The 20051-nt window shown below is 72.6% G+C and carries 20 protein-coding genes; 12 read left to right on the top strand and 8 right to left on the bottom strand.

Annotated elements, in window-relative coordinates:
• The first annotated feature begins 29 nt into the window (after positions 1-29).
• Entirely contained in the window at positions 30-1463 is a 1434-nt protein-coding gene (locus WBQ80_RS03010) for a GH1 family beta-glucosidase (RefSeq protein ID WP_336571034.1), read from the top strand.
• A 24-nt stretch (positions 1464-1487) separates the two neighbouring features.
• Here WBQ80_RS03010 and WBQ80_RS03005 read toward each other — a convergent pair whose 3' ends face one another.
• Complete coding sequence (locus WBQ80_RS03005) at positions 1488-2639, bottom strand: glutamate--cysteine ligase (RefSeq protein ID WP_336571033.1); 1152 nt, start codon at positions 2637-2639, stop codon at positions 1488-1490.
• Positions 2640-2861: 222 nt separating this feature from the next.
• Between WBQ80_RS03005 and rpsP the strand changes: the two genes are divergently transcribed.
• The 5 genes from rpsP to WBQ80_RS02980 all read left to right on the top strand — a co-directional run bounded on the left by rpsP (position 2862) and on the right by WBQ80_RS02980 (position 5785).
• Positions 2862-3275 carry a 30S ribosomal protein S16 gene (gene rpsP, locus WBQ80_RS03000; RefSeq protein ID WP_336571032.1) on the top strand — a complete coding sequence of 138 codons (414 nt, stop codon included), beginning with the start codon at positions 2862-2864 and terminating at the stop codon, positions 3273-3275.
• 3 nt (positions 3276-3278) lie between these two features.
• Positions 3279-3515, top strand: coding sequence for an RNA-binding protein (locus WBQ80_RS02995; RefSeq protein ID WP_067950541.1), 237 nt, complete (start codon positions 3279-3281; stop codon positions 3513-3515).
• A gap of 1 nt (position 3516) precedes the next feature.
• Positions 3517-4158 (top strand): ribosome maturation factor RimM, encoded by a 642-nt coding sequence (rimM, locus tag WBQ80_RS02990; protein ID WP_336571031.1) that lies wholly within the window; start codon positions 3517-3519, stop codon positions 4156-4158.
• Positions 4159-4167: 9 nt separating this feature from the next.
• The gene (gene trmD / locus WBQ80_RS02985; protein WP_336571030.1) at positions 4168-4884 is read left to right on the top strand and encodes a tRNA (guanosine(37)-N1)-methyltransferase TrmD; all 717 of its coding nucleotides are present in this window, start codon (positions 4168-4170) and stop codon (positions 4882-4884) included.
• Between the two features lie 202 nt (positions 4885-5086).
• Entirely contained in the window at positions 5087-5785 is a 699-nt protein-coding gene (locus WBQ80_RS02980) for a sirohydrochlorin chelatase (protein WP_336571029.1), read from the top strand.
• A 32-nt stretch (positions 5786-5817) separates the two neighbouring features.
• Here the strand turns inward: WBQ80_RS02980 and WBQ80_RS02975 are convergent, their stop codons facing one another.
• From WBQ80_RS02975 to nirB, 6 genes are all read right to left on the bottom strand, one after another.
• Positions 5818-7446, bottom strand: a complete 1629-nt coding sequence (locus WBQ80_RS02975) for an NAD(P)/FAD-dependent oxidoreductase (protein WP_336571028.1) — start codon at positions 7444-7446, stop codon at positions 5818-5820.
• Complete coding sequence (locus WBQ80_RS02970) at positions 7443-9557, bottom strand: molybdopterin oxidoreductase family protein (RefSeq protein ID WP_336571027.1); 2115 nt, start codon at positions 9555-9557, stop codon at positions 7443-7445. The genes WBQ80_RS02975 and WBQ80_RS02970 overlap by 4 nt, the downstream gene beginning before the upstream one ends.
• Positions 9558-9567: 10 nt before the next feature.
• Complete coding sequence (locus WBQ80_RS02965) at positions 9568-10992, bottom strand: MFS transporter (RefSeq protein ID WP_336571026.1); 1425 nt, start codon at positions 10990-10992, stop codon at positions 9568-9570.
• A 141-nt stretch (positions 10993-11133) separates the two neighbouring features.
• On the bottom strand, positions 11134-12264 hold the full coding sequence (locus WBQ80_RS02960; protein WP_336571025.1) for a uroporphyrinogen-III synthase: 1131 nt from the start codon (positions 12262-12264) through the stop codon (positions 11134-11136).
• Complete coding sequence (gene cobA, locus WBQ80_RS02955) at positions 12261-13037, bottom strand: uroporphyrinogen-III C-methyltransferase (protein WP_336571024.1); 777 nt, start codon at positions 13035-13037, stop codon at positions 12261-12263. The genes WBQ80_RS02960 and cobA overlap by 4 nt, the downstream gene beginning before the upstream one ends.
• Positions 13034-15643 (bottom strand): nitrite reductase large subunit NirB, encoded by a 2610-nt coding sequence (gene nirB, locus WBQ80_RS02950; protein WP_336571023.1) that lies wholly within the window; start codon positions 15641-15643, stop codon positions 13034-13036. Before nirB ends, cobA begins: the two co-directional genes overlap by 4 nt.
• A gap of 206 nt (positions 15644-15849) precedes the next feature.
• Between nirB and nirD the strand changes: the two genes are divergently transcribed.
• The gene (gene nirD, locus WBQ80_RS02945; RefSeq protein ID WP_336571022.1) at positions 15850-16200 is read left to right on the top strand and encodes a nitrite reductase small subunit NirD; all 351 of its coding nucleotides are present in this window, start codon (positions 15850-15852) and stop codon (positions 16198-16200) included.
• Positions 16201-16248: 48 nt separating this feature from the next.
• On the opposite strand, the gene map is transcribed toward nirD, so the two are convergent.
• Positions 16249-17016, bottom strand: a complete 768-nt coding sequence (map, locus tag WBQ80_RS02940) for a type I methionyl aminopeptidase (protein ID WP_336571021.1) — start codon at positions 17014-17016, stop codon at positions 16249-16251.
• Between the two features lie 74 nt (positions 17017-17090).
• On the opposite strand from map, the gene WBQ80_RS02935 reads away from it, so the two are divergent.
• The 5 genes from WBQ80_RS02935 to WBQ80_RS02915 all read left to right on the top strand — a co-directional run bounded on the left by WBQ80_RS02935 (position 17091) and on the right by WBQ80_RS02915 (position 20002).
• Complete coding sequence (locus tag WBQ80_RS02935; RefSeq protein ID WP_336571020.1) at positions 17091-17612, top strand: hypothetical protein; 522 nt, start codon at positions 17091-17093, stop codon at positions 17610-17612.
• 201 nt (positions 17613-17813) lie between these two features.
• Complete coding sequence (gene rplS, locus WBQ80_RS02930; RefSeq protein ID WP_336571019.1) at positions 17814-18161, top strand: 50S ribosomal protein L19; 348 nt, start codon at positions 17814-17816, stop codon at positions 18159-18161.
• 76 nt (positions 18162-18237) lie between these two features.
• Positions 18238-18984, top strand: a complete 747-nt coding sequence (gene lepB / locus WBQ80_RS02925; protein WP_336571018.1) for a signal peptidase I — start codon at positions 18238-18240, stop codon at positions 18982-18984.
• Between the two features lies 1 nt (position 18985).
• A complete protein-coding gene (locus WBQ80_RS02920) occupies positions 18986-19672 on the top strand; it encodes a ribonuclease HII (protein ID WP_336571017.1) in 687 nt (228 codons plus the stop codon).
• A gap of 6 nt (positions 19673-19678) precedes the next feature.
• Positions 19679-20002 (top strand): DUF2469 family protein, encoded by a 324-nt coding sequence (locus tag WBQ80_RS02915; protein WP_336571016.1) that lies wholly within the window; start codon positions 19679-19681, stop codon positions 20000-20002.
• The last annotated feature ends 49 nt before the right edge of the window (positions 20003-20051 follow it).

Genomic DNA, 20051 nt, shown 5'->3' with positions numbered 1-20051 from the left:
ATCCGATCGATCGCACCAGGGGGACGACCATGACCACGGGCAACGCCGACTACCGCGACGCGGGCCTCGAGTTCGCCCCCGACTTCCTGCTCGGGTCGGCCACCGCGTCGTACCAGATCGAGGGAGCGGTCGCCGAGGACGGTCGCGGCCCCTCCATCTGGGACACGTTCAGCCACACGCCGGGCAAGGTCTGGAACGACGACACCGGCGACGTCGCGTGCGACCACTACCACCGGTGGGAGGCCGACCTCGACCTCATGGCCGAGCTCGGACTCGAGGCGTACCGGTTCTCGATCGCGTGGCCGCGCATCCAGCCGACCGGGCGCGGCCCGGCGAACGAGGCGGGGCTCGCGTTCTACGAGCGGCTCGTCGACGGGCTCATCGCCCGCGGCATCCGGCCCATCGCGACGCTCTACCACTGGGACCTGCCCCAGGCGCTCGAGGACGAGGGCGGCTGGACGAACCGCGCCACGGCCGAGGCCTTCGCCGACTACGCGCGCCTCGTGGGGGAGCGCCTCGGCGACCGCGTCGCCGTCTGGACCACGCTCAACGAGCCGTGGTGCTCGGCCTACCTCGGGTACGGCTCGGGCGCGCACGCGCCGGGCCTCCTCGACGGCGCGAAGGCGTTCGCGGCGGTGCACCACCTGAACCTGGCGCACGGACTCGCGGTGCGCGCGCTCCGCGACGTCGTCACCAACGACCCGGGGTTCTCGATCACCCTGAACCTGCACGTGGTCCGGCCGTCCGGCGAGACCGGACACGAGGCCGCCCGCCGCATCGACGGGCTCGCGAACCGCGTGTTCCTCGGCCCGCTCTTCGGCGACGGCTACCCGACGGATGTCATCGAGGACACCGCCGCCGTCACCGACTGGTCGTTCGTCAAGCCCGGCGACACCGATCTCATCGCCCAGCCCATCGACCTGCTCGGCGTGAACTACTACTCGACCGTGACGGTGCGGATGTGGGACGGCGTGTCGCCGCGCGTGAACGCCGACGGCCACAAGGACATGGGCGGCACGCCCTGGCCGGGATCCGAGCACGTCGAGTTCCTGGAGCAGCCCGGACCCTACACGGCCATGGGCTGGAACATCGACCCGTCGGGCCTCGAGGACCTGCTGGTCGCCCTGCACGGCGCCTACCCCGAGGTGCCGCTCATGATCACCGAGAACGGCGCCGCGTTCGACGACGTCGTGACCGAGGGTCCCGACGGGCCGATGGTCGACGACCGGGACCGGATCGACTACCTGCGCCGGCACTTCACGGCCGCGCACCGCGCCATGGCGCGCGGCGTCGACCTGCGCGGCTACCAGGTCTGGTCGCTCCTCGACAACTTCGAGTGGGGCTACGGGTACTCGAAGCGGTTCGGCATCGTGCGGGTCGACTACGACACGCTCGAGCGGCTGCCGAAGGCGAGCGCGCGCTGGTTCGCGGAGCTCATCCGCACGCGACGGATCCCGGCGTAGCCGGTCTCGTCCCCGGTCTCGTGGCTACCCGGCCGCCGGGGGCACCGTGCCCTCGCGAAGCTCGCGGGCGAGGTGGGCGACCACGGCGGTGAGCTCGCCGCCGTGCGCCTCGGCCACCCGGAGCTGGCGCTGGTAGCTCGCGCCGTCGTCGAGCGTCCGGCGGATCCGCTGCAGCTCCTCGGCGCAGCCCAGGCGCTCGGCGTAGGGGGCGAGCGTCACGAGCAGGTCGCGCACGTCGTCGGCGACGTGGCGCTCGGTGCCTGCGACATCCGTGATCACCTCGGCGTCCATGCCGTAGCGTGCGGCGCGCCACTTGTTCTCGCGCACGTACCAGGGCTGGAGCACCGTCAGGTGCTCGCCCCGGTCGAGGCGGTCCGACATCCACTCGACGAGGCACTGGATGAGTGCGGCGATCGCGCCGATCTCGGCGGCCGACGAGACGCCGTCGCACACGCGCACCTCGACGGTGCCCCAGCGCGGCGACGGGCGGATGTCCCAGCGGACCTCGGTGTGGTCCTCGATCACGCCCGTGCGGACGAGGTCGTCGACGTAGCGCTCGTACGAACCCCAGTCGGGCAGCGGGTACGGCAGGCCGGCGGTCGGCAGCTGCTGGAACATGAGCGCGCGGTTCGAGGCGTACCCGGTCTCGACGCCCGCCCAGAACGGGCTCGAGGCCGAGAGCGCCTGCAGGTGGGGCACGTACGCGAGCATGCCGTCGAGGATCGGCAGCGCCTTGCCGCGCTCCTCGATGCCCACGTGCACGTGGATGCCCCAGATCATCATGTTGCGACCCCACCAGCGGGTGCGCTCGATGAGCTTGTGGTAGCGCGGCTTGTCGGTGAGCCGCTGGTCGTACCACTGGCTGAACGGATGGGAGCCGCTGCAGATCAGCTCGTACTCGCCGAGCCCGTCGAGCACGGCGCGCACCTCGGCGACCTGGCCGGTGAGGTCGTCGACCGCGCCCGCGACGCGGTCGTGCACCCCGCTGACGAGTTCGACCGTGTTGGTCAGCAGTTCCGACGTGATGAACGGATGCGGCGCGCCATCCGCCCCGCCGAGCTCGGCGAGCACGCGGTCGCCCACCGACGCCAGCTCGCCGCTCCCGCGCTCGACGATCGCGAGCTCCCATTCGATGCCGACGGAGGATCGCCCGGACTTCGCGAACTCGATCCGCATGGGAGCCCCCTGTCGTCCCCTGCCGCGGGTGCGGCGTGGGCTCATCTTGCCACGCACCGACGCGATTATCGTCGCGCGACGAAATCTGCAAGAATGGTCAGTCGAGTTCTGTGCCGCCCGACCCTCTATCCGGCGGCCCGGAACACCTTTGAGCTTCCGCCGGGTGTGCACCCCACGCTCACGGCTGTCAGTTCGCCTACCTCACAACATCTCAGGAGAATCGTGGCTGTCAAGATCCGCCTCAAGCGGCTCGGCAAGATCCGTGCCCCGTACTACCGCATCGTCGTCGCCGACTCGCGCACCAAGCGCGACGGTCGCGTGATCGAGGAGATCGGCAAGTACCACCCCACCGAGGAGCCCTCGTTCATCGAGGTCGACTCCGACCGCGCCCAGTACTGGCTCGGCGTCGGCGCGCAGCCGACCGAGCAGGTCATGGCGATCCTCAAGCTGACCGGCGACTGGGGCAGGTTCAAGGGCGACAAGAACGCCAAGAGCACCGTCCGCACCGCCGAGCCCAAGGCCGAGTACCAGGTCGACGACGCCAAGAAGTCGGTCGTGAAGCCGAAGGCCGAGAAGCCGGCCAAGGCCGAGGAGCCCGCCGAGGCCGCTGACGAGACCGCGTCGGACGAGGCGTAGGCCTTGCTCGCTTCCGCGCTCGAACATCTCGTCAAGGGGATCGTCGATCACCCCGGCGACGTGAAGGTCACCTCCGCGTCGAGCGCACGCGGCGAGGTCCTCGAGGTGCACGTGCACCCCGAGGACCTCGGCCGCGTCATCGGTCGCGCGGGCCGCACCGCCAAGGCGCTGCGCACCGTCGTGACCGCACTCGCCGACGGCCGCCGGGTCCGTGTCGACGTCGTCGACACCGACGACTGACGTGTCTGCGGCACCCCGCTCCCAGCAGCTGCGCGTCGGTCGTCTCACGAAGGCGCACGGCCTCAAGGGCGCCATCAAGCTCGAGCTCTACACCGACGACCCCGAGCGCCGGTTCGTCCCCGGAGCCGAGTTCTCGCTCCAGGTCCCCGAGTCCTCGCCGTGGCACGGCCGGCACCTGACGCTCCGCGAGCTCCGCTGGTACAACGGCCACCCCGTCGGCTTCTTCGAGGGCGTCGACGACCGCACCGCCGCCGAGGGCCTCGTCAAGGCGATCCTCTGGGTCGACCAGCCCGCCGACGAGGAGTCCGAGCCCGACGCCTGGTACGACCACCAGCTGGTCGGTCTCGCCGTGCTCCGCGACGGCGAGAAGGTGGGCGAGGTCGTGCACGTCGACCACCTTCCCGCGCAGGACCTCCTGGTCGTGAAGACCGGCGGCCGCGAGGTCATGGTGCCGTTCGTCTCGGCCATCGTGCCCGAGGTCGACCTCGAGGCCGGCACCATCACCGTCACGCCTCCCGCGGGCCTGTTCGAGGAGCTGCCGGAGGCGGACGACGCCGACGCGTCCGGGGCGGGCGCCGAGTCGCAGTCCGAGGCGGGCGCCGCGGCATCCGCTCGCGTCGACCGCGACGCCGACTCCGAGTAGGCGTCGGCGATGCGCATCGACATCGTCACGATCTTCCCGTCGTTCTTCGACGTGCTCGACCTGTCGCTGCTCGGCAAGGCCCGCCAATCGGGGCTCATCGACGTGCGCACCCACGACCTGCGCGACTTCGCCCACGACCGCCACCGCACCGTCGACGACACCCCGTACGGCGGCGGAGCGGGCATGGTCATGAAGCCGGAGCCGTGGGGCGAGGCGCTCGACGCGATCGTCGGCGACGCGACATCCGACGCCCTGCTCGTCGTGCCGTCGCCCGCGGGCGAGCCGTTCACCCAGGGGGTCGCTCGCGAGCTCGCCGCAGAAGCGCATCTCGTGTTCGCGTGCGGGCGCTACGAGGGCATCGACCAGCGCGTCGTGGACCACTACGCGGACCGCATGCGAGTGCGGCTCATCAGCCTCGGCGACTACGTCCTGAACGGCGGCGAGGTCGCCGTGATGGCGATGATCGAGGCTGCCGGCCGCCTCGTGCCGGGCGTCGTCGGCAACCCGGAGAGCCTCGTCGAGGAATCCCACGAGGACGGCCTCCTCGAGTACCCGAGCTACACGAAGCCCGCCCTCTGGCGCGGACTCGAGGTGCCACCGGTGCTGCTGTCCGGCCATCACGGCCGGGTCGCCGAGTGGCGGCGCGCACAGCAGGTCGAGCGCACCCGCCGCGTGCGCCCGGAGCTGCTGCCCGACGAGGACGACGGCGCCGACCACGCGTCCTGATCCCGCGCCCGGGCCGCGGTGTGAGGCGTTCTTCACGCGCCGGAAACACGCGGGTCCGCTCCGCGAAACACGTGCTGCATACCGTCGGAAACGGCGGGCGGCATCGGATCCCGCCGGGAAGCGGGGTCGTCGGATGGTTCGGTCGGATGGCTCGGCAGCTCCCGACGGGAGCCGTGCGGCGCCGCCGCTGCGTCTGGTCGCCGTGACGCACGGCGCCCCCTCCGCCGCCAACCGGCAGGCGGTCATCCGGCTCGTGGACGGCGTCGCGACGGCCCGGCCCGAACTCGACGTCTCGATCACGTTCGTCGACGCTCGGAACGCCGACGTCGGCGCCTCGCTCGAGGCGGCGGCCGCCCCGCGCACCGTCATCGTGCCCCTCGTGCTCTCGGCCGGCTTCCACGTGCGCACCGGGCTCGCCCTCGGGCTCGACCGCCTCGGCGGCGACGTCGGACTCGCCTCCGAACTCGGCCCGGACGACCGGATCGTCGACGTGCTGGCCACGCGCCTCGCCGAGCTGGGACTGCGGGACGGCGATGCGGTCCTGCTCGCGGCGGCGGGATCCAACGACCCGCGCGCCGTACGCGAGTGCTTCGAGACGTCCCGGCGACTCGGCCAGCGACTCGGCAGGCCGGTGACGGCGGGGTTCATCGCGGCCGCCATCCCGCGCCTTCCGGATGCGATCGAGATGCTCCGCGAGGTGCATCCGGGCTCGCGCATCGTCGTCTGCCCCTACCTGCTCGCGCCGGGCACCTTCTACGACCAGGCGAAGGCGTCGGGTGCGGATGTCGTCGGCGACCCGCTCCTGCTCCCGGACCGCGCCGCGCCCGAGCCGCTCGTCGACCTCGTGATCGACCGTTACGCGACGGCCGTCGTCCCGTCGGAACGGCGCGAGCGGGCCTGACTCCGGCGCGAGCGCGCCGGGACGTCAGCCGGTCACGGGGTCAGGGCGCCGTCGGCCTCAGCGGCGCGGGCGAGCACCTCGGCGATCCGGCCGCGGCATCCGCCGCACCCGGTGCCGGCGCGCGTGTCGCGGCCGACGCACTCGACGGTCGTGTTGCCGCACGCGTGCGACGCCTCGATCCGGGCGACCGTGACGCCGTTGCACCAGCAGACGGTCGACTCGGGCGCGAACGCGTCCGCGTCGGTCCCGGGGTCGTGGTCGGGCCCGTCGAAGCGGAGCAGCAGCGACCGGTCCGCAGGCAGCTCGCCGCCCCGGTCGTACAGCAGGGTGAGCTCGGCGGCGGTCCGCGGCATCCCGACGCACACGAATCCCGTGAGCACGCCGTCCTCGGTCACCATCTTCACGTACCTGAGGTGCTCGGGGTCCGCCCATTGCGCGACCCGACGGCGCGGGCTGAGCGCATCGTCGTCCCATGGATCGGCGGCCACCTCGCCGACCGCGACGACGTCGACGTGCTCGGCCTTGAGCATCACGATCGCATCGCGCTCCGTGGGCAGGGGCTCGGCGGCGACCTCCGAGTCGGCGCCCGCGCTCCGGATCGCGGCGGCCTCGGCGGCGAGCGCGGCCGCGAGCCAGGAGGCCTGCCGCCATCCCGGGGCCACGAGCCCCGCCGGTGCGCCGGGCAGGTCGCGGCGACCCGCGGTCTCGGGCGTGCGCTCGACGACCTGCGCGCAGTCGCCGACCGCGTACACGTCGGGATCGGTCCAGCTGCGAAGGTCGGGCCCGACCACCACGCCCACCGCCGTCCGGAGGCCCGCCAGCACCGCGAGCTCGGTGCGCGGGCTCACACCGCACGAGAGCACGAGCAGGTCGCCCCGCAACTGCTTCCCGTCGGCGGTGACGAGCAGGTCGAAGCGGCGCGTGCCGTCGGCATCCGTCCGGTACCCCACGGCCTCGGCGCGGCTGTGCGCCACGACGGTGACGCCGGTCCGGCGCAGTGCCGAGCGCAGCACGTGCCCGCCGCCGCGGTCGAGGTTGCGCGGCATCGGGATCGGTCCGTGGTGGACGACGCACACCTGCGCGCCGGCATGGGCGGCGGCGAGGGCGAGTTCGAGTCCGAGGACGCCCGCGCCGAGCACGATGATGCGTCGCCGTCCGCGAACCGCCGCGAGCACGCGCCGGGCGTCGTCGAGGTCGCGGAGCGCGGTCACGCCCTCGGGCAGCACGTCGTCGCGCGCCACGAGCGACGCGGCGTGCTTGCCGAGCGAGGCGAGGTCGCGGCGCGGACGCTCGACGCCGTCGAGGGTCGGCGTGTTCGCGCGCGCGCCGGTCGCGAGCACCACGCGGTCGTACGGGATCCCGTCGCCGTCCGAGCACCGAACGACTCGTGCGTCGCGGTCGATCGCGGTCGCGGCCACGCCGAGCAGCACGCGGACCCCGGCGGCCTCCGCCGACGCCCGATCGCCGACGAGCATCGCATCGAGGTCGGTGTTGCCCACAGCGAGCTCCGCGACGAGCACCCGGTTGTACGACTCGACCGGCTCGCCGCCGACGACCGTGAGGGCGATGCGGCCCGCGGCCACCTCGGGCAGCAGCTCCTCGACGAAGCGGGCGCCGACGAGCCCGTAGCCGATGAGGACGATCCTGAGCGGTGAGCTCATGCGAGGGCTCCGGCTTTCGCGAGGCGCGCGATGCGCACGAGGTTGGTCTTGAACTCGGGCATGGACGAGATCGGGTCGACGGCGTCGGAGGTCAGCAGGTTGGCCGCCTGCTCGTCGCCGTAGTGGAAGGGCAGGAAGACCGCATCCGGTCGGATGTCGACGGTGACCCGGGCGCGCCCGTGCACCGTGCCGCGGCGGTTCGAGATGACGACGGGATCGCCGTCGCCGATGCCGAGGCGCTCGGCGGTTGCGGGATGCAGCGAGGCACGCAGCTCGGGCTGCGCCTCGAGCAGCTCGGGCACCCGGCGCGTCTGCGCGCCGCTCTGGTAGTGCTCGAGCAGGCGACCCGTCACGAGCGTGACCTCGCCGGGACCGGGCGCGGGGTGCGCTGCCGGACGCACCGAGACGGCGACGAGCCGGGCGCGCCCGTCTGGGTGCGCGAAGCGTTCCGCGAAGAGCCGCGGCGTGCCGGCCCCACCGCGGGGGTACGGCCAGTACGCCTCGGCGCCGGAGTCCAGGAGGGCGTAGTCGATGCCCGAGTAGTCGGCGATCCCACCCTCGGACGCGAGACGCAGCTCCTCGAAGACCGCTTCGGGGTCCGTGTCGAATCGGGCGGGCGAGCCGAGCCGTCGCGCGAGCTCGTGGAGGATCCAGAGCTCGTCCCGGGCGCCGGCAGGCGGCTCGAGGGCACGGCGGCGACGGATGACGCGACCCTCGAGGTTCGTCATCGTCCCCTCCTCCTCGGCCCACTGGAGGACCGGAAGCACGACGTCGGCGAGCGCGGCCGTCTCCGAGAGCACGAAGTCGCACACCACGAGGAGCTCGAGCGCGCCGAGGCTCCGCCGCACCGCTGCGGCGTCGGGGGCCGAGACGACGACGTTCGACCCGTGCACGAGCATGGCGCGGACGCCGTCCGGACGGCCGAGCGAGGCGAGCAGCTCGATCGCGGGCACGCCGGGTCCGGGGATCTCGGCGGGGTCGACGCCCCAGACGCGCGCGACGTGCGCTCGGGCATCCGGGTCGGTGATCCTGCGGTAGCCCGGCAGCTGATCGCACTTCTGCCCGTGCTCGCGGCCGCCCTGCCCGTTGCCCTGGCCGGTCAGCGTGCCGTAGCCGCTGCCCGGGCGCCCGGGCAGCCCGAGCAGCAGCGCGAGGTTGATCGCGGCCGTCGCGGTGTCGGTCCCGTCGACGTGCTGCTCGACCCCGCGGCCCGTGAGGATGAACGTGTTGCCGCCGGCCGCGAGCCGACGCGCGAGGCGACGCAGCGTCGGCGCGGCGACGCCGGTGACGGCCTGCACGCGCTCGGGCCACCACGTGGCGACGCTGCGGCGGAGGTCGGCGTCGCCGCTCGTCCGCGCGGCGACGTACTCGGCGTCGACGAGGCGCTCGGCGATCACGATGTGCGTGAGACCCAGCAGCAGGGCGAGGTCGGTGCCCGGGGCGGGCTGCACGTGCAGGCCCCGCCCGTCGTCGGCGAGCCTGGCCGTGGCCGTGCGACGAGGGTCGACGACCACGAGCCCGCCCGCGGCCTGCGCGCCCGCGAGGTGCCCGATGAAGGGCGGCATGGTCTCGGCGACGTTGGTGCCGAGCAGCAGGATCGTCTCGGCATCGTCGAGGTCGGCCAGCGGGAAGGGCAGCCCGCGGTCGACGCCGAACGCCCGGTTGCCGGCCGCGGCGGCCGACGACATGCAGAAGCGCCCGTTGTAGTCGATGCGGCTCGTGCCGAGGGCCAGCCGGGCGAACTTGCCGAGCAGGTACGCCTTCTCGTTCGTGAGGCCTCCGCCGCCGAACACGCCGACCGCGTCGGCGCCGTGCTGCGAGCGGATGTCGCGCAGGCGCCCGGCGACGAGGTCGAGCGCCTCGTCCCAGCTCGCCTCCCGGAGCACGCCGTCGGCGCCCCGCACGAGCGGGACGCCGAGGCGCGAGGGTGCGCGCAGCAGCTCCGCCGACGTCCAGCCCTTCTTGCACAGCCCGCCGCGGTTGGTGGGGAAGTCGCGGCCGGCGACGGTCACCGGCGTGGTCGCGGCCTCCGCGGCATCCGTCGGCGTGAGGGTCATCGCGCACTGCAGGGCGCAGTACGGGCAGTGCGTGGGGGCGGGGGCGTCGGGCATGGTGCTCGATTCAGATCTTCTGCTCGCGGAGGTGGCGCGGACGGACGTACACCGCCCAGGTGAGGGCGAGGAGCACCACGTACCCGGCGATGAAGCCCATGAAGGCGGCTGCGTAGTCGCCGGTCGTCTGGAAGGACAGGTTCAGCGCCTGGGGGATGAGGAAGCCGCCGAAGGCGCCGATCGCCGAGATCAGGCCGAGGGCGGCCGCGGCCTTGCGCTGCGTCGAGACGTCGCCCGCGCCGCCGTGAGCGGAGCGCATCGCGAACACGATCGGCACCATCCGGTAGGTCGAGCCGTTGCCGATGCCCGCCGTGGCGAACAGCAGCAGGAACAGGCCGAGGAACAGCCAGAAGCTGCCGAGCGGGAGGGTCGCGAGCACCGCGACCGTGATCGCCGCCATCGCCGCGAACGCGACCATCGTGATGCGAGCACCGCCGAACCGGTCGGAGAGCCGACCGCCGTAGGGTCGGGCGAGCGAGCCGACGAGTGCGCCGAGGAACGCGAGCGAGACGGTGGCGCCGAGCACGCCGATCGTCGAGAACTCGGGGAACTGGTCGGCGATCAGCTTGGGGAAGACGCTGGCGAAGCCGATGAACGAGCCGAACGTGCCGATGTAGAGCAGCGACAGCAGCCATAGGTGCGGCTCCTTGAGCGCCGCGGCCGAGCCCGAGAGGTCGGCCTTGGCGTTGGAGAGGTTGTCCATGGACTTCCACGCGCCGAACATCGCGATCAGGATGAACGGGATCCAGATCAGGCCCGCGATCGGCAGGTTCAGCGTCGCGCCCGCGCCGATCGTGATGACGATCGGCACCGTGAACTGCGCGACCGCCGCCCCGAGGTTGCCACCGGCGGCGTTCAGGCCGAGCGCCCAGCCCTTCTCGCGCTGCGGGTAGAAGAACGTGATGTTCGACATCGAGCTGGCGAAGTTGCCGCCGCCGAAGCCCGCGAGCGCCGCGGCGAACAGCAGCACGCCGAACGGCGTTCCGGGGTTGGACACGCAGATCGCGAGCGCGATGGTCGGTGCCAGCAGCAGCGCCGCCGAGACGATCGTCCAGTTGCGGCCGCCGAAGATCGGCACGAGGAACGAGTAGGGGATGCGCAGCGTGGCGCCGACGAGGCTCGGGATGGAGATGAGCCAGAACAGTTCACCCGTCGATAGCTGGAAGCCGGCCGCGGGCAGCGCCACGGCGACGATGCTCCACAGCTGCCAGACGACGAACCCGAGGAACTCGGCGAAGATCGACCAGTTGAGGTTGCGGCGGGCGATGCGCCGCCCCTCGCGTTCCCACTGGACGGGGTGCTCCGCGTCCCAGCCGTCGATCCAGCGGCCCGGGCGCAGGGTGAGGGCGCCGGTCGCCGCGGCGGGCGGCGCGACCGGGTCGGACGGCGCGGCGGGTGCGGTGCTCGGGGGAGGGGTCTGCATGGTCTCGGTCATCGGTGCCTCCGGGGGGTGTCGGTCACGGGGTCGAGCTGGTGCGACCGACGCTATGCGCGGCGTGTTTCCCGGGTTCGCGCGGACGGTGAACTCTGGGTCTCCACCTGCTCACCCGTCGCGGACGGCGATGTGAGGTCGTCGTCACACATCGATCCGGTACCCGCGCTTGACCACCGTCGCGATGAGCCCGGGCACGCCGATCGCCTGGCGGAGGCGGCTGAGCGCGACCTCGAGCGCGTGCTCGTCGCCGGCCCCGGGCATGCCCGCGACGAGGCGGTCCCGGGCGACCACCGAGCCGCGTGCGGAGACGAGCGGGCGCAGGATCGAGAGCGCGACGGGTGCGAGCGGGATGCGGCGCTCGCCGACTTCGACGACGGACCCGCGCAGCGCGAGCGGTCCGTGCTGCGTCTCGACCCGGATGACGCGCGCCGACTCGAGGTGCTCGCACACCTGCCGGATCATGGCGCCCATCCGGTACCGCTCCGGCTGGAGGGCGTCGATGCCGGCCGCGGCCAGCGGCGCGGCGGTGACGGGTCCGACGGCGGCGGCGACCACGGGTCCGCGCATCGCGTCGACGAGGTCGTCGTGGCGGCCGCGCGCCTCCGCCGCCATCAGCAGGGCGTGCACCGCGGGTGCGCTCGTGAAGGTGATGCAGTCGAGTCCGCCGGTGCAGGCGGCCTCGATCAGGCGTTCGACGCGCTCATCGGCGAGATCCGGATCGATCCAGCGGTACGGCTCGACGGTGAGCACCCGGTCGTGCGCCTCGCGCAGCCGGTCGAGCGCCGACGGCGGCAGGTAGCCGTGCAGCTGCACGGCGACGGTCAGGCCCCGCGGGTACGTCGCGAGCACCTCGTCGATGAGCGACTCCGTGGTCTCCTCGGCGCTCATCCCCACGTCGTCGAGCCCGGCGGCACGGATGCCGCCGCGCGCCTTCGGCCCGCGCACGAGGATCGCGGTGTCGCGGAGCGCGTCGAGGAGCTCGTCGCCGAGCCCCGCGGCATCCGCCACCTCGAACCAGCGGCGCACGCCGTAGGCGGTCGTGGCGAGCAGGACGTCGGGCCGCGCCGAGATGATGGCGCGCGTGTCGGCGATCACCGGCTCGTCGGAGCTCGCGTTCGCCATCCGGATCGTCGGGGCGTGGATCACCTGGGCGCCGCGGCGCACGAGCGCGTCGATGAGGTCGCCCGATCGGCGGTCGCTCGTCACTCCGATCCGGAAGCCCTCGAGCTGATCGGGCCGGAACCCGATCGCGCAGTCAGCCCGGTCGGTCATGCGGCGGCTCCCGCGAGTCCGGTCGCGCGCTCCATGAGCTGCACGGCGTCGGCGTCGCCGTCGTGCGCGAGCCGCACGACTTCGCCGACGACGATCACCGCGGGCGAGCTCGCACCGGCGAGGCCGGCCGCGGTCACGATCCCGCCGAGGTCGGCGATCGTCGTGCGCTGGTCGCACCGGAACCCGCGCTCGACGATCGCGACCGGCATCGAGGCGCGCATGCCGTGGCGCGCGAGCCCGGCCGCGAGCATCGGGAGCGTGTTGACGCCCATGAGCACGACGATCGTGCCGCCGAGGCCCGCCAGGTGACGGAGTTCGTCGTCGGTGAGCGGCGCGTGCCCCGAGACCACGGTGAACAGGCGGCTGACACCGCGGTGCGTCAGCGGGATCCCGGCGGCGCCGGGCACCGCGACCGCGCTCGTGACGCCCGGGATCACCTCGACCGGAACTCCGGCGCGGTGGCACGCGAGCACCTCCTCGCCGCCCCGGCCGAACACGTACGGGTCGCCGCCCTTGAGTCGCACCGCGTGCCGCCCCGCGAGCGCGTGGGCGACGAGCAGCTCCTCGATCTCGGGCTGCGGCAGCGCGTGGTGCCCCGGGCGCTTGCCGACGTCGACGAGTTCGGCGTCGGGAGCGAGCTCGGCCAGGCGGCCGTGCGGGGCGAGCCGATCGTAGAGCACGACATCCGCCGCGCCGAGCGCCCGCACCGCCGCGACCGTGAGCAGCTCCTCCTGACCGGGTCCGCCGCCGACGAGGCTCACGCGGCCGGTCATGCGCCGGCTCCGCGCGTGGGGATGGTGGGCCCGGACACGAGCACGGCCTCGCCGCGCGCGAGTTCCTCGGGTGTCGCGGGCCGGTACTGGCCGCGTTCCTCGACCCGGGCGAGCGTCTGCGCCGCCGCCTCGGGGGCGTTGACGAACGAGCGGAAGCGGCGCAGCCGGTCGGGGTCGGCGAGCGTGGCCGCCCACTCGTCCTCGTACGAGTCGACATGCCGGGCCATCGCCGCCTCGAGGTCGTCGGCGAGGCCGAGCGAGTCGCGCACGACCACGTCGCGCACGTGGTCGAGTCCGCCCTCGAGGTCCTCGATCCAGCGCGCGGTGCGCTGCAGCCGGTCGGCCGTCCGGACGTAGTACATGATGTAGCGGTCGATGTACCGCAGCAACGTCTCGTCGTCGAGGTCGCTCGCGAGCAGTTGCGCGTGGGCCGGCTGGAAGCCGCCGTTGCCGCCGACGTAGAGGTTCCACCCCTGGTCGGTCGCGATGACGCCGACGTCCTTGCCGCGGGCCTCGGCGCACTCGCGCGCGCAGCCCGAGACGCCGAACTTCAGCTTGTGCGGCGAGCGGAGCCCGCGGTAGCGCAGCTCGAGGCGGATCGCCATCGCGACGGAGTCCTGCACGCCGTACCTGCACCACGTCGAACCGACGCAGCTCTTGACGTTCCGCAGCGCCTTGCCGTACGCCTGGCCGGACTCGAAGCCGGCGTCGACGAGCCGCTTCCAGATCTCGGGCAGCTGGTCGAGCCGCGCGCCGAAGAGGTCGATGCGCTGGCCGCCCGTGATCTTGGTGTAGAGCCCGAAGTCGGTGGCGACCTGGGCGATGACCGCGAGCTTCTGCGGCGTGATCTCGCCGGCGGGGATGCGCGGCACGACCGAGTACGTGCCGTCCTTCTGCATGTTCGCCATGGCGCGGTCGTTGGTGTCCTGGAGGCCGCCGCGGCCGCCGTCGAGGATGTACGAGCCGTGCTGGGCGGCGAGGATCGACGCGACGACGGGCTTGCAGACGTCGCATCCGCGCCCGGTGCCGAGCCGCGCGACGATCTCCTCGAACGAGGCGAGCTCGAGCACGCGGATCGACTCGAACAGCTCCTGCCGCGAGATGGCGAAGTGCTCGCAGAGCGCGCGCGAGATCGGCTGCCCCGTCTTCCTCAGCTCCGCCTCGAGCAGCTTCTTCACGAGCGGCACGCACGACCCGCACTGGGTGCCGGCGCGCGTGCAGGCCTTCAGCGGGCCGAGCTCGGCGCAGCCCTCCCGATGGCCGTCGTGCGGCCCGTTCACCGCGTCGCGGATGGCGCCGGCGGCCACGTTGTTGCACGCGCAGACGAGGGCGGATGCCGGGAGCTCGTCACCCTCGGGCGCCTCCATGCCCGACGCCGAGAGGTATGCGGCGGGCTCGCCCGCGAGCTCGGTGCCGAGCAACGGCCGCAGCGACGCGTACGGCGATGCGTCGCCCACGAAGACGCCGCCGAGGAGCGTCTTCGCGTCGTCCGTCACGACCAGCTTCTGGTACAGCCCACGGGCCGGATCGGCGTAGACGATCTCGAGCGCCTGCTCCGTGCGGGCGAGCGCGTCGCCGAAGCTCGCGACGTCGACGCCGGCGAGCTTCAGCTTGGTCGCGTCGTCGACGGTCGTGAACTCGGCCGCTCCGCCGAGCAGGCGGTCGGCGACGACCTCGGCCATGGCGTTCGCGGGCGCGACGAGGCCCGTGCACCGGCCCTCGAAGCTCGCGACCTCGCCGATCGCCCAGACGTTCGGCACGGATGCCGCGCACGCCGTGTCGATCGCGACGCCCCCGCGCGGGCCGAGCTCGAGCCCCATCGCCCGAGCCAGCTCGTCGCGCGGCGTGATCCCGATCGCGAACACGACCAGGTCGGCGTCGACGCGGCGGTCGTCGGTGAGCTCCACCCCCACGACGCCGCCGCTGCTGGTGAGCACCCTCGCGGGGCGGACCCCGAGGTGCAGGTCGATGCCCTGGCCGGCGATGATGCGCCCGAGCGCGCGCCCGGCGCCCTCGTCGAGCTGGGCCGACATGAGCCAGCGGCCCGAGTGCACGATCGCGGCATCCGCCCCCAGCCTCGCGAGGCCCCCGGCGGCCTCGAGCCCGAGCAGGCCGCCGCCCGCGACGACCACGCGCGGCGCGCGGCCGAGGCGCTCGCCGAGCGTGCGGGTCTCCGCCACCAGGGCGTCGACGTCGTCGATCGTGCGGTACACCCGGGCGTGCTCGCTGCCGGGGATGTCGGGGACGGGCGCGGTCGACCCGGTCGCGAGCACGAGGTCGTCCCACCGCAGCTCGAGCCCGCTCGCGGTGGTGGCGACGCGGTCCGCGCGGCTGACCTCAACGACGCGCTCGCCCGTCAGGAGCCGGACGTGTCCGTCGTCCCACGGGGTGTCGGGCAGTTCGAGGTCGGCGTCGCCGTCGGCGAGGCGCGAGCTGAGCGCGACGCGGTCGTACGGCGCCCACGCCTCCTCGCCGACGACCGTGACGCGGAGGCGTCGTCCGGCGTCGCGGGCGTGCAGGCTGTCCGCGAGTCGATGCGCCGCCGGGCCGGCGCCGACGACGACGACGTGACGTGCGCCGGCCGCGGCGTTCGCGGTCTCGTTCATGCTGGCCTCCCGGTCTCAGGTGTCGGCGAGCGTACGGCGGGGCCGTTTCCGTCCTGTTTCGCGGTCGTAACGCAACCGCTCCGGGACCTTGCGGCCGTCCGTCGGCGATGTGAGGCCGGTTTCACCCGCCGGAAACACGGCGGACGCGACTGGGGAAACATGCCCGGCCTAGCGTCGGGTGCACACCGAGACGGAAGGAGCCGGAGATGACGTCGACCATCGAGCTGGCCACCACGTGGGTCCGCGCGTGCGCGGTGTCCGACCTCGAGCCGGGGTGGGGCGAGGTCGCACTCCTCGCTGAGCGCCAGGTGGCGATCGTCCGCATCGCCGGCGAGGAGGTGTACGCGGTGGACCACCACGACCCGCACACGGGAGCGCCCGTGATGGCGCGCGGCATCGCCGGCTCGCGCGGCGACCGCCCGACCATCGCGTCACCGCTGCACAAGGAGGTCTACGACCTGGGCACCGGCGAGTGCTTCACCGACCCGTCGCTGTCGCTGCGCACGTACCGCACGCGCGTCGTGGGCGGCATGATCGAGATCGAGCTCGACGGATGACGCGAGCTCATGCGGGCGGCCGTGCTCCGGGTCGCTGCCGGGCCGGCCTCAGCCGCGCTGCGTGAGGACGATCGGGTCGCCCTCGGTCACCGCGATCGTGTGCTCGGAGTGGGCGCCCCGCGAGCCGTCGACGCTGCGCAGGGTCCACCCGTCGGGGTCGGTGAAGATGCGGTCGGTCGTCTGCAGGAACCACGGCTCGATCGCCACCACCAGGCCGGGCTTCAGCGGCAGGCCGCGGCCCGGACGGCCGTTGTTCGGGATGTGCGGATCGCCGTGCATGGTGCGACCGACGCCGTGTCCGCCGAAGTCGGTGTTGATCGAGAGGCCCTCGGCCCTCGCGACGTCGGCGATCGCGCGCGAGATGTCGCCGATGCGGTTGCCGGGGCGCGCGGCGGCGATGCCGGCGTCGAGGGCGCGCCGGGTCGTGTCGATGAGGCGCAGGTCCTCGTCGCGGGGCGTGCCCACGACGATCGAGATCGCCGAGTCGGCGACCCAGCCGTCGACCGAGGCCGCGAAGTCCAGGCTCAGCAGGTCACCGTCCTTCAGCGCGTAGTCGTGGGGGAGGCCGTGCAGGACCGCGTCGTTGACCGACGTGCAGATCACCTTGCCGAACGGGCTGGCGCCGAACGACGGGTGGTAGTCGATGTAGCAGCTCGTGGCGCCCGCCGCGCGGATCATGTCGTGCGCGAGCGCGTCCAGCTCGAGCAGGTTGACGCCGGGCGCCGCGGCCTTCGACGTCGCCTCCAGCACGCTCGCCACGAATCGGCCGGCCGGCCGCATCTGCTCGATCTCCGCAGGGGTCCTCAGTTCGATCACGCCTCCCATTCTGTCGGGTCCGCCCTGAGTGAACACCCGGGGACCGCCCGGGCGGGCGCGGGTACGCTGGCCGCATGCTGATCCGTCGCGCCTTCTACCGCTGGCAGTTCATCGCCGCGGTCGTCCTGCCGGTGTGGCTGCTGATCGGCTACGCGATCTTCGGTTCGAGCGGGTGGGGCGTCATCGGCCTCATGTTCGCCGCTCCCATCGCCTTCGTGACGCTGGGCGTCGTGGCCCTCCTCGTGGCCGCCCGGCCCGACGTGCGTCGCGACAAGGCGGTCGACTGGGCGGATGTCGCGGTGCTCGGCACCTGGCACCTGCTCGTCGTCGCGGCCGGGGTGTACGGACCGACCGGCATCACGTTCGCGATCCTCGCCATGGTCGGCGCCATCGCGGCGTTCTGGTACGCGGTGTGGCGGCTGCTCAGCGACGGGGCGCGACGCGTACGGGCGACGATGGAGGAGTACGAACGGATCGCGTACTCGCGAGAGCCCGGGGCCGGGCTCCCCGGCGAGCGCAGCGAGACCCGACCCGCCGACGGCGGCGAGGTCATCGTCATCCGCGAGGAGCGCAGCTGGGACGAGCGGCGCGACTGACGCCCATCGGGTCCGCCGTGGCATCCGTCACCCGTTTTTGGCCGCAGGGGCACTGATCTGGCAGAATGGACGATCGTGCCGCCGCATGGCTCTGCCTCCGGGGAACTCGCACGGCGCGACCTGCGGTCGCGCGAAGCGGCACCACACACTTCCATCCATGATCCGCGTTCGACCGGTGGCGGGCGCAGAGAGCGAACCATCATGCACATCCTCGACCACGTCGACGCCGCGAGCCTCCGCTCGGACGTCCCGGACTTCCGCCCCGGCGACACCGTCAAGGTCCACGTCAACATCGTCGAAGGCAACCGCTCGCGCATCCAGGTCTTCCAGGGCGTCGTCATCGGCCGCCAGGGCGAGGGCGTCCGCGAGACCTTCACCGTCCGCAAGATCAGCTTCCAGGTCGGCGTCGAGCGCAAGTTCCCGGTGCACTCCCCGGTGATCGACCGCATCGAGGTCGTCACCCGCGGTGACGTCCGTCGCGCCAAGCTGTACTACCTGCGCGAGCTGCGCGGCAAGAAGGCCAAGATCAAGGAGAAGCGCGACAGCTGATCGGCTTCCCGCCGACACCGCGTCATCCGCTCGAGCTCCTCGCCCCTAGACTGGGTCGGGGAGCTCGAGCCATTTCATGACTGAAGACACACGCACCACGCGCGACGAACGCGCCGCCTCCGATGCGCCATCGCGCCGACGGAGCCTCCTGTTGTTCCTGCGCGACCTCGTCGTGATCTTCCTGGTCGCGGTCCTGGTCTCCTTCCTCATCAAGACCTTCCTCATCCGGTCCTTCTTCATCCCGTCGCAGTCGATGGAGCAGACCCTGGTGCAGGACGACCGCATCATCGTCAACCAGCTCGTGCCCGAGCTCGCGGCGATCGAGCGCGGCGACGTCGTCGTCTTCAAGGATCCGGGCGGGTGGCTTCCCGCTCGCGTCGAGGAGGAGCAGCCGCCGGTGCTCGCCGCCATCGACTGGTTCCTCGCGTTCGTCGGGCTCTCGGCGCCCGACTCGAACGACCATCTCGTCAAGCGCGTCGTCGGCCTGCCCGGCGACACCGTCGTGTGCTGCAACGCGCTCGGGCAGATGACCGTGAACGGCGTGCCGCTCGACGAGCCGTACGTGGCGCTCCCGCCCGGCGAGACCAAGGTCTCGCGCGACGACTTCGACGTCGTCGTGCCCGAGGGGTCGCTGTGGGTCATGGGCGACAACCGGTACAACTCCAAGGACTCGCGCTACAACACCGAGACGCCGCTCGAGGGCTTCGTCCCGATCGACAACGTGGTCGGGCGCGCGGTGGTCGTGAGCTGGCCGATCTCCCACTGGACCTTCCTCGACAACTACCCCGAGGTGTTCGCCGGCGTCGACGAGGGAGCCGGGTGAGGTGAGCCCCGCCGGCGTGCCGTCCCTGAAGATCGAGCGCGAACTGCTGGCCGGGGGAGCGCCCGTGGTCCTCGCCTGCGACGAGGTGGGTCGCGGCGCGCTCGCCGGTCCCGTCGCGGTCGGCATGGTCGTCATCGACGCCTCCGTCCGGCGGATGCCCGCGGGCCTGCGCGACTCCAAGCTCCTCCCCGAGCCGAAGCGCCGGATCCTCGCGCCGCGTGCGGCCTCATGGGTGCTCGCCTCGGCCGTCGGCGAGGCGAGCGCCGACGAGATCGACCGGCTCGGGATCATGGCGTGCCTCGGCCTCGCCGGCGCTCGCGCGTTCGCCGCGCTCGGCATCGATCGCGGCCTCGTGACGGGAGCGCCGCTCCTGCTCGACGGCAACGTCGACTGGCTCAGCCAGTCCATCGAGCACCGCGCGCAGGTCATCACGCGCATCAAGGCGGACCGCGACTGCGCGTCGGTGTCGGCGGCATCCGTCATCGCCAAGGTGCACCGCGACACCGGCATGCGGCGCGCGCACGACCACACCCCGCTGTACCACTGGCACGAGAACAAGGGCTACTCGAGCCCCGCGCACTTCGCCGCGATCGCCGAGCACGGGCCGAGCGGCATGCACCGGCGCACATGGCTGCACGAGCGGCCTGCCGAAGCGGCGCCGTCGCTGTTCGACCTCGAAGTAGGATGAGCAGCGATGGATGAGGACGAGTTCGAAGACTACGACCGTGAAGTGGAGCTCGCGCTCTACCGCGAATACCGCGACATCGTCTCGCAGTTCAAGTACGTGGTCGAGACCGAGCGTCGCTTCTACCTTGCGAACGAGGTCGAACTGGTGCGCCGCGACACCGAGCACGATTTCTACTTCGAGCTGTCGATGAAGGACGTGTGGGTGTGGGACGTCTACCGCGCCGACCGGTTCGTGAAGGCGGTGCGCGTGCTGACCTTCAAGGACGTGAACGTCGAGGAGCTGGCGACGCGCGAGTTCGAGCTGCCGAAGGACCTGGCGCTCGAGGAGTAGTCGGGGCGCGCCCGAGCGGTTCGCTGCGTCCTGAGGTGGTCTGAGCGGT

This window comes from Agromyces sp. CCNWLW213 (genome assembly GCF_037199545.1).
In the GTDB taxonomy this organism is placed as follows: Bacteria; Actinomycetota; Actinomycetes; order Actinomycetales; family Microbacteriaceae; genus Agromyces.
Note: the sequence above shows the minus strand (reverse complement) of the source record. Positions and strands in the feature narration are given on the sequence as shown.

Bases quoted from the DNA above. Each gene is read 5' to 3' on its own strand.
- WBQ80_RS03010 (WP_336571034.1), top strand. From the start codon at position 30: ATGACCACGGGCAACGCCGACTACCGCGACGCGGGCCTCGAGTTCGCC.
- WBQ80_RS03005 (WP_336571033.1), bottom strand. From the start codon at position 2,639: ATGCGGATCGAGTTCGCGAAGTCCGGGCGATCCTCCGTCGGCATCGAA.
- trmD (WP_336571030.1), top strand. From the start codon at position 4,168: ATGCGCATCGACATCGTCACGATCTTCCCGTCGTTCTTCGACGTGCTC.
- WBQ80_RS02975 (WP_336571028.1), bottom strand. From the start codon at position 7,446: ATGAGCTCACCGCTCAGGATCGTCCTCATCGGCTACGGGCTCGTCGGC.
- WBQ80_RS02970 (WP_336571027.1), bottom strand. From the start codon at position 9,557: ATGCCCGACGCCCCCGCCCCCACGCACTGCCCGTACTGCGCCCTGCAG.
- WBQ80_RS02965 (WP_336571026.1), bottom strand. From the start codon at position 10,992: ATGACCGAGACCATGCAGACCCCTCCCCCGAGCACCGCACCCGCCGCG.
- WBQ80_RS02960 (WP_336571025.1), bottom strand. From the start codon at position 12,264: ATGACCGACCGGGCTGACTGCGCGATCGGGTTCCGGCCCGATCAGCTC.
- cobA (WP_336571024.1), bottom strand. From the start codon at position 13,037: ATGACCGGCCGCGTGAGCCTCGTCGGCGGCGGACCCGGTCAGGAGGAG.
- nirB (WP_336571023.1), bottom strand. From the start codon at position 15,643: ATGAACGAGACCGCGAACGCCGCGGCCGGCGCACGTCACGTCGTCGTC.
- nirD (WP_336571022.1), top strand. From the start codon at position 15,850: ATGACGTCGACCATCGAGCTGGCCACCACGTGGGTCCGCGCGTGCGCG.
- WBQ80_RS02935 (WP_336571020.1), top strand. From the start codon at position 17,091: ATGCTGATCCGTCGCGCCTTCTACCGCTGGCAGTTCATCGCCGCGGTC.
- rplS (WP_336571019.1), top strand. From the start codon at position 17,814: ATGCACATCCTCGACCACGTCGACGCCGCGAGCCTCCGCTCGGACGTC.
- lepB (WP_336571018.1), top strand. From the start codon at position 18,238: ATGACTGAAGACACACGCACCACGCGCGACGAACGCGCCGCCTCCGAT.
- WBQ80_RS02915 (WP_336571016.1), top strand. From the start codon at position 19,679: ATGGATGAGGACGAGTTCGAAGACTACGACCGTGAAGTGGAGCTCGCG.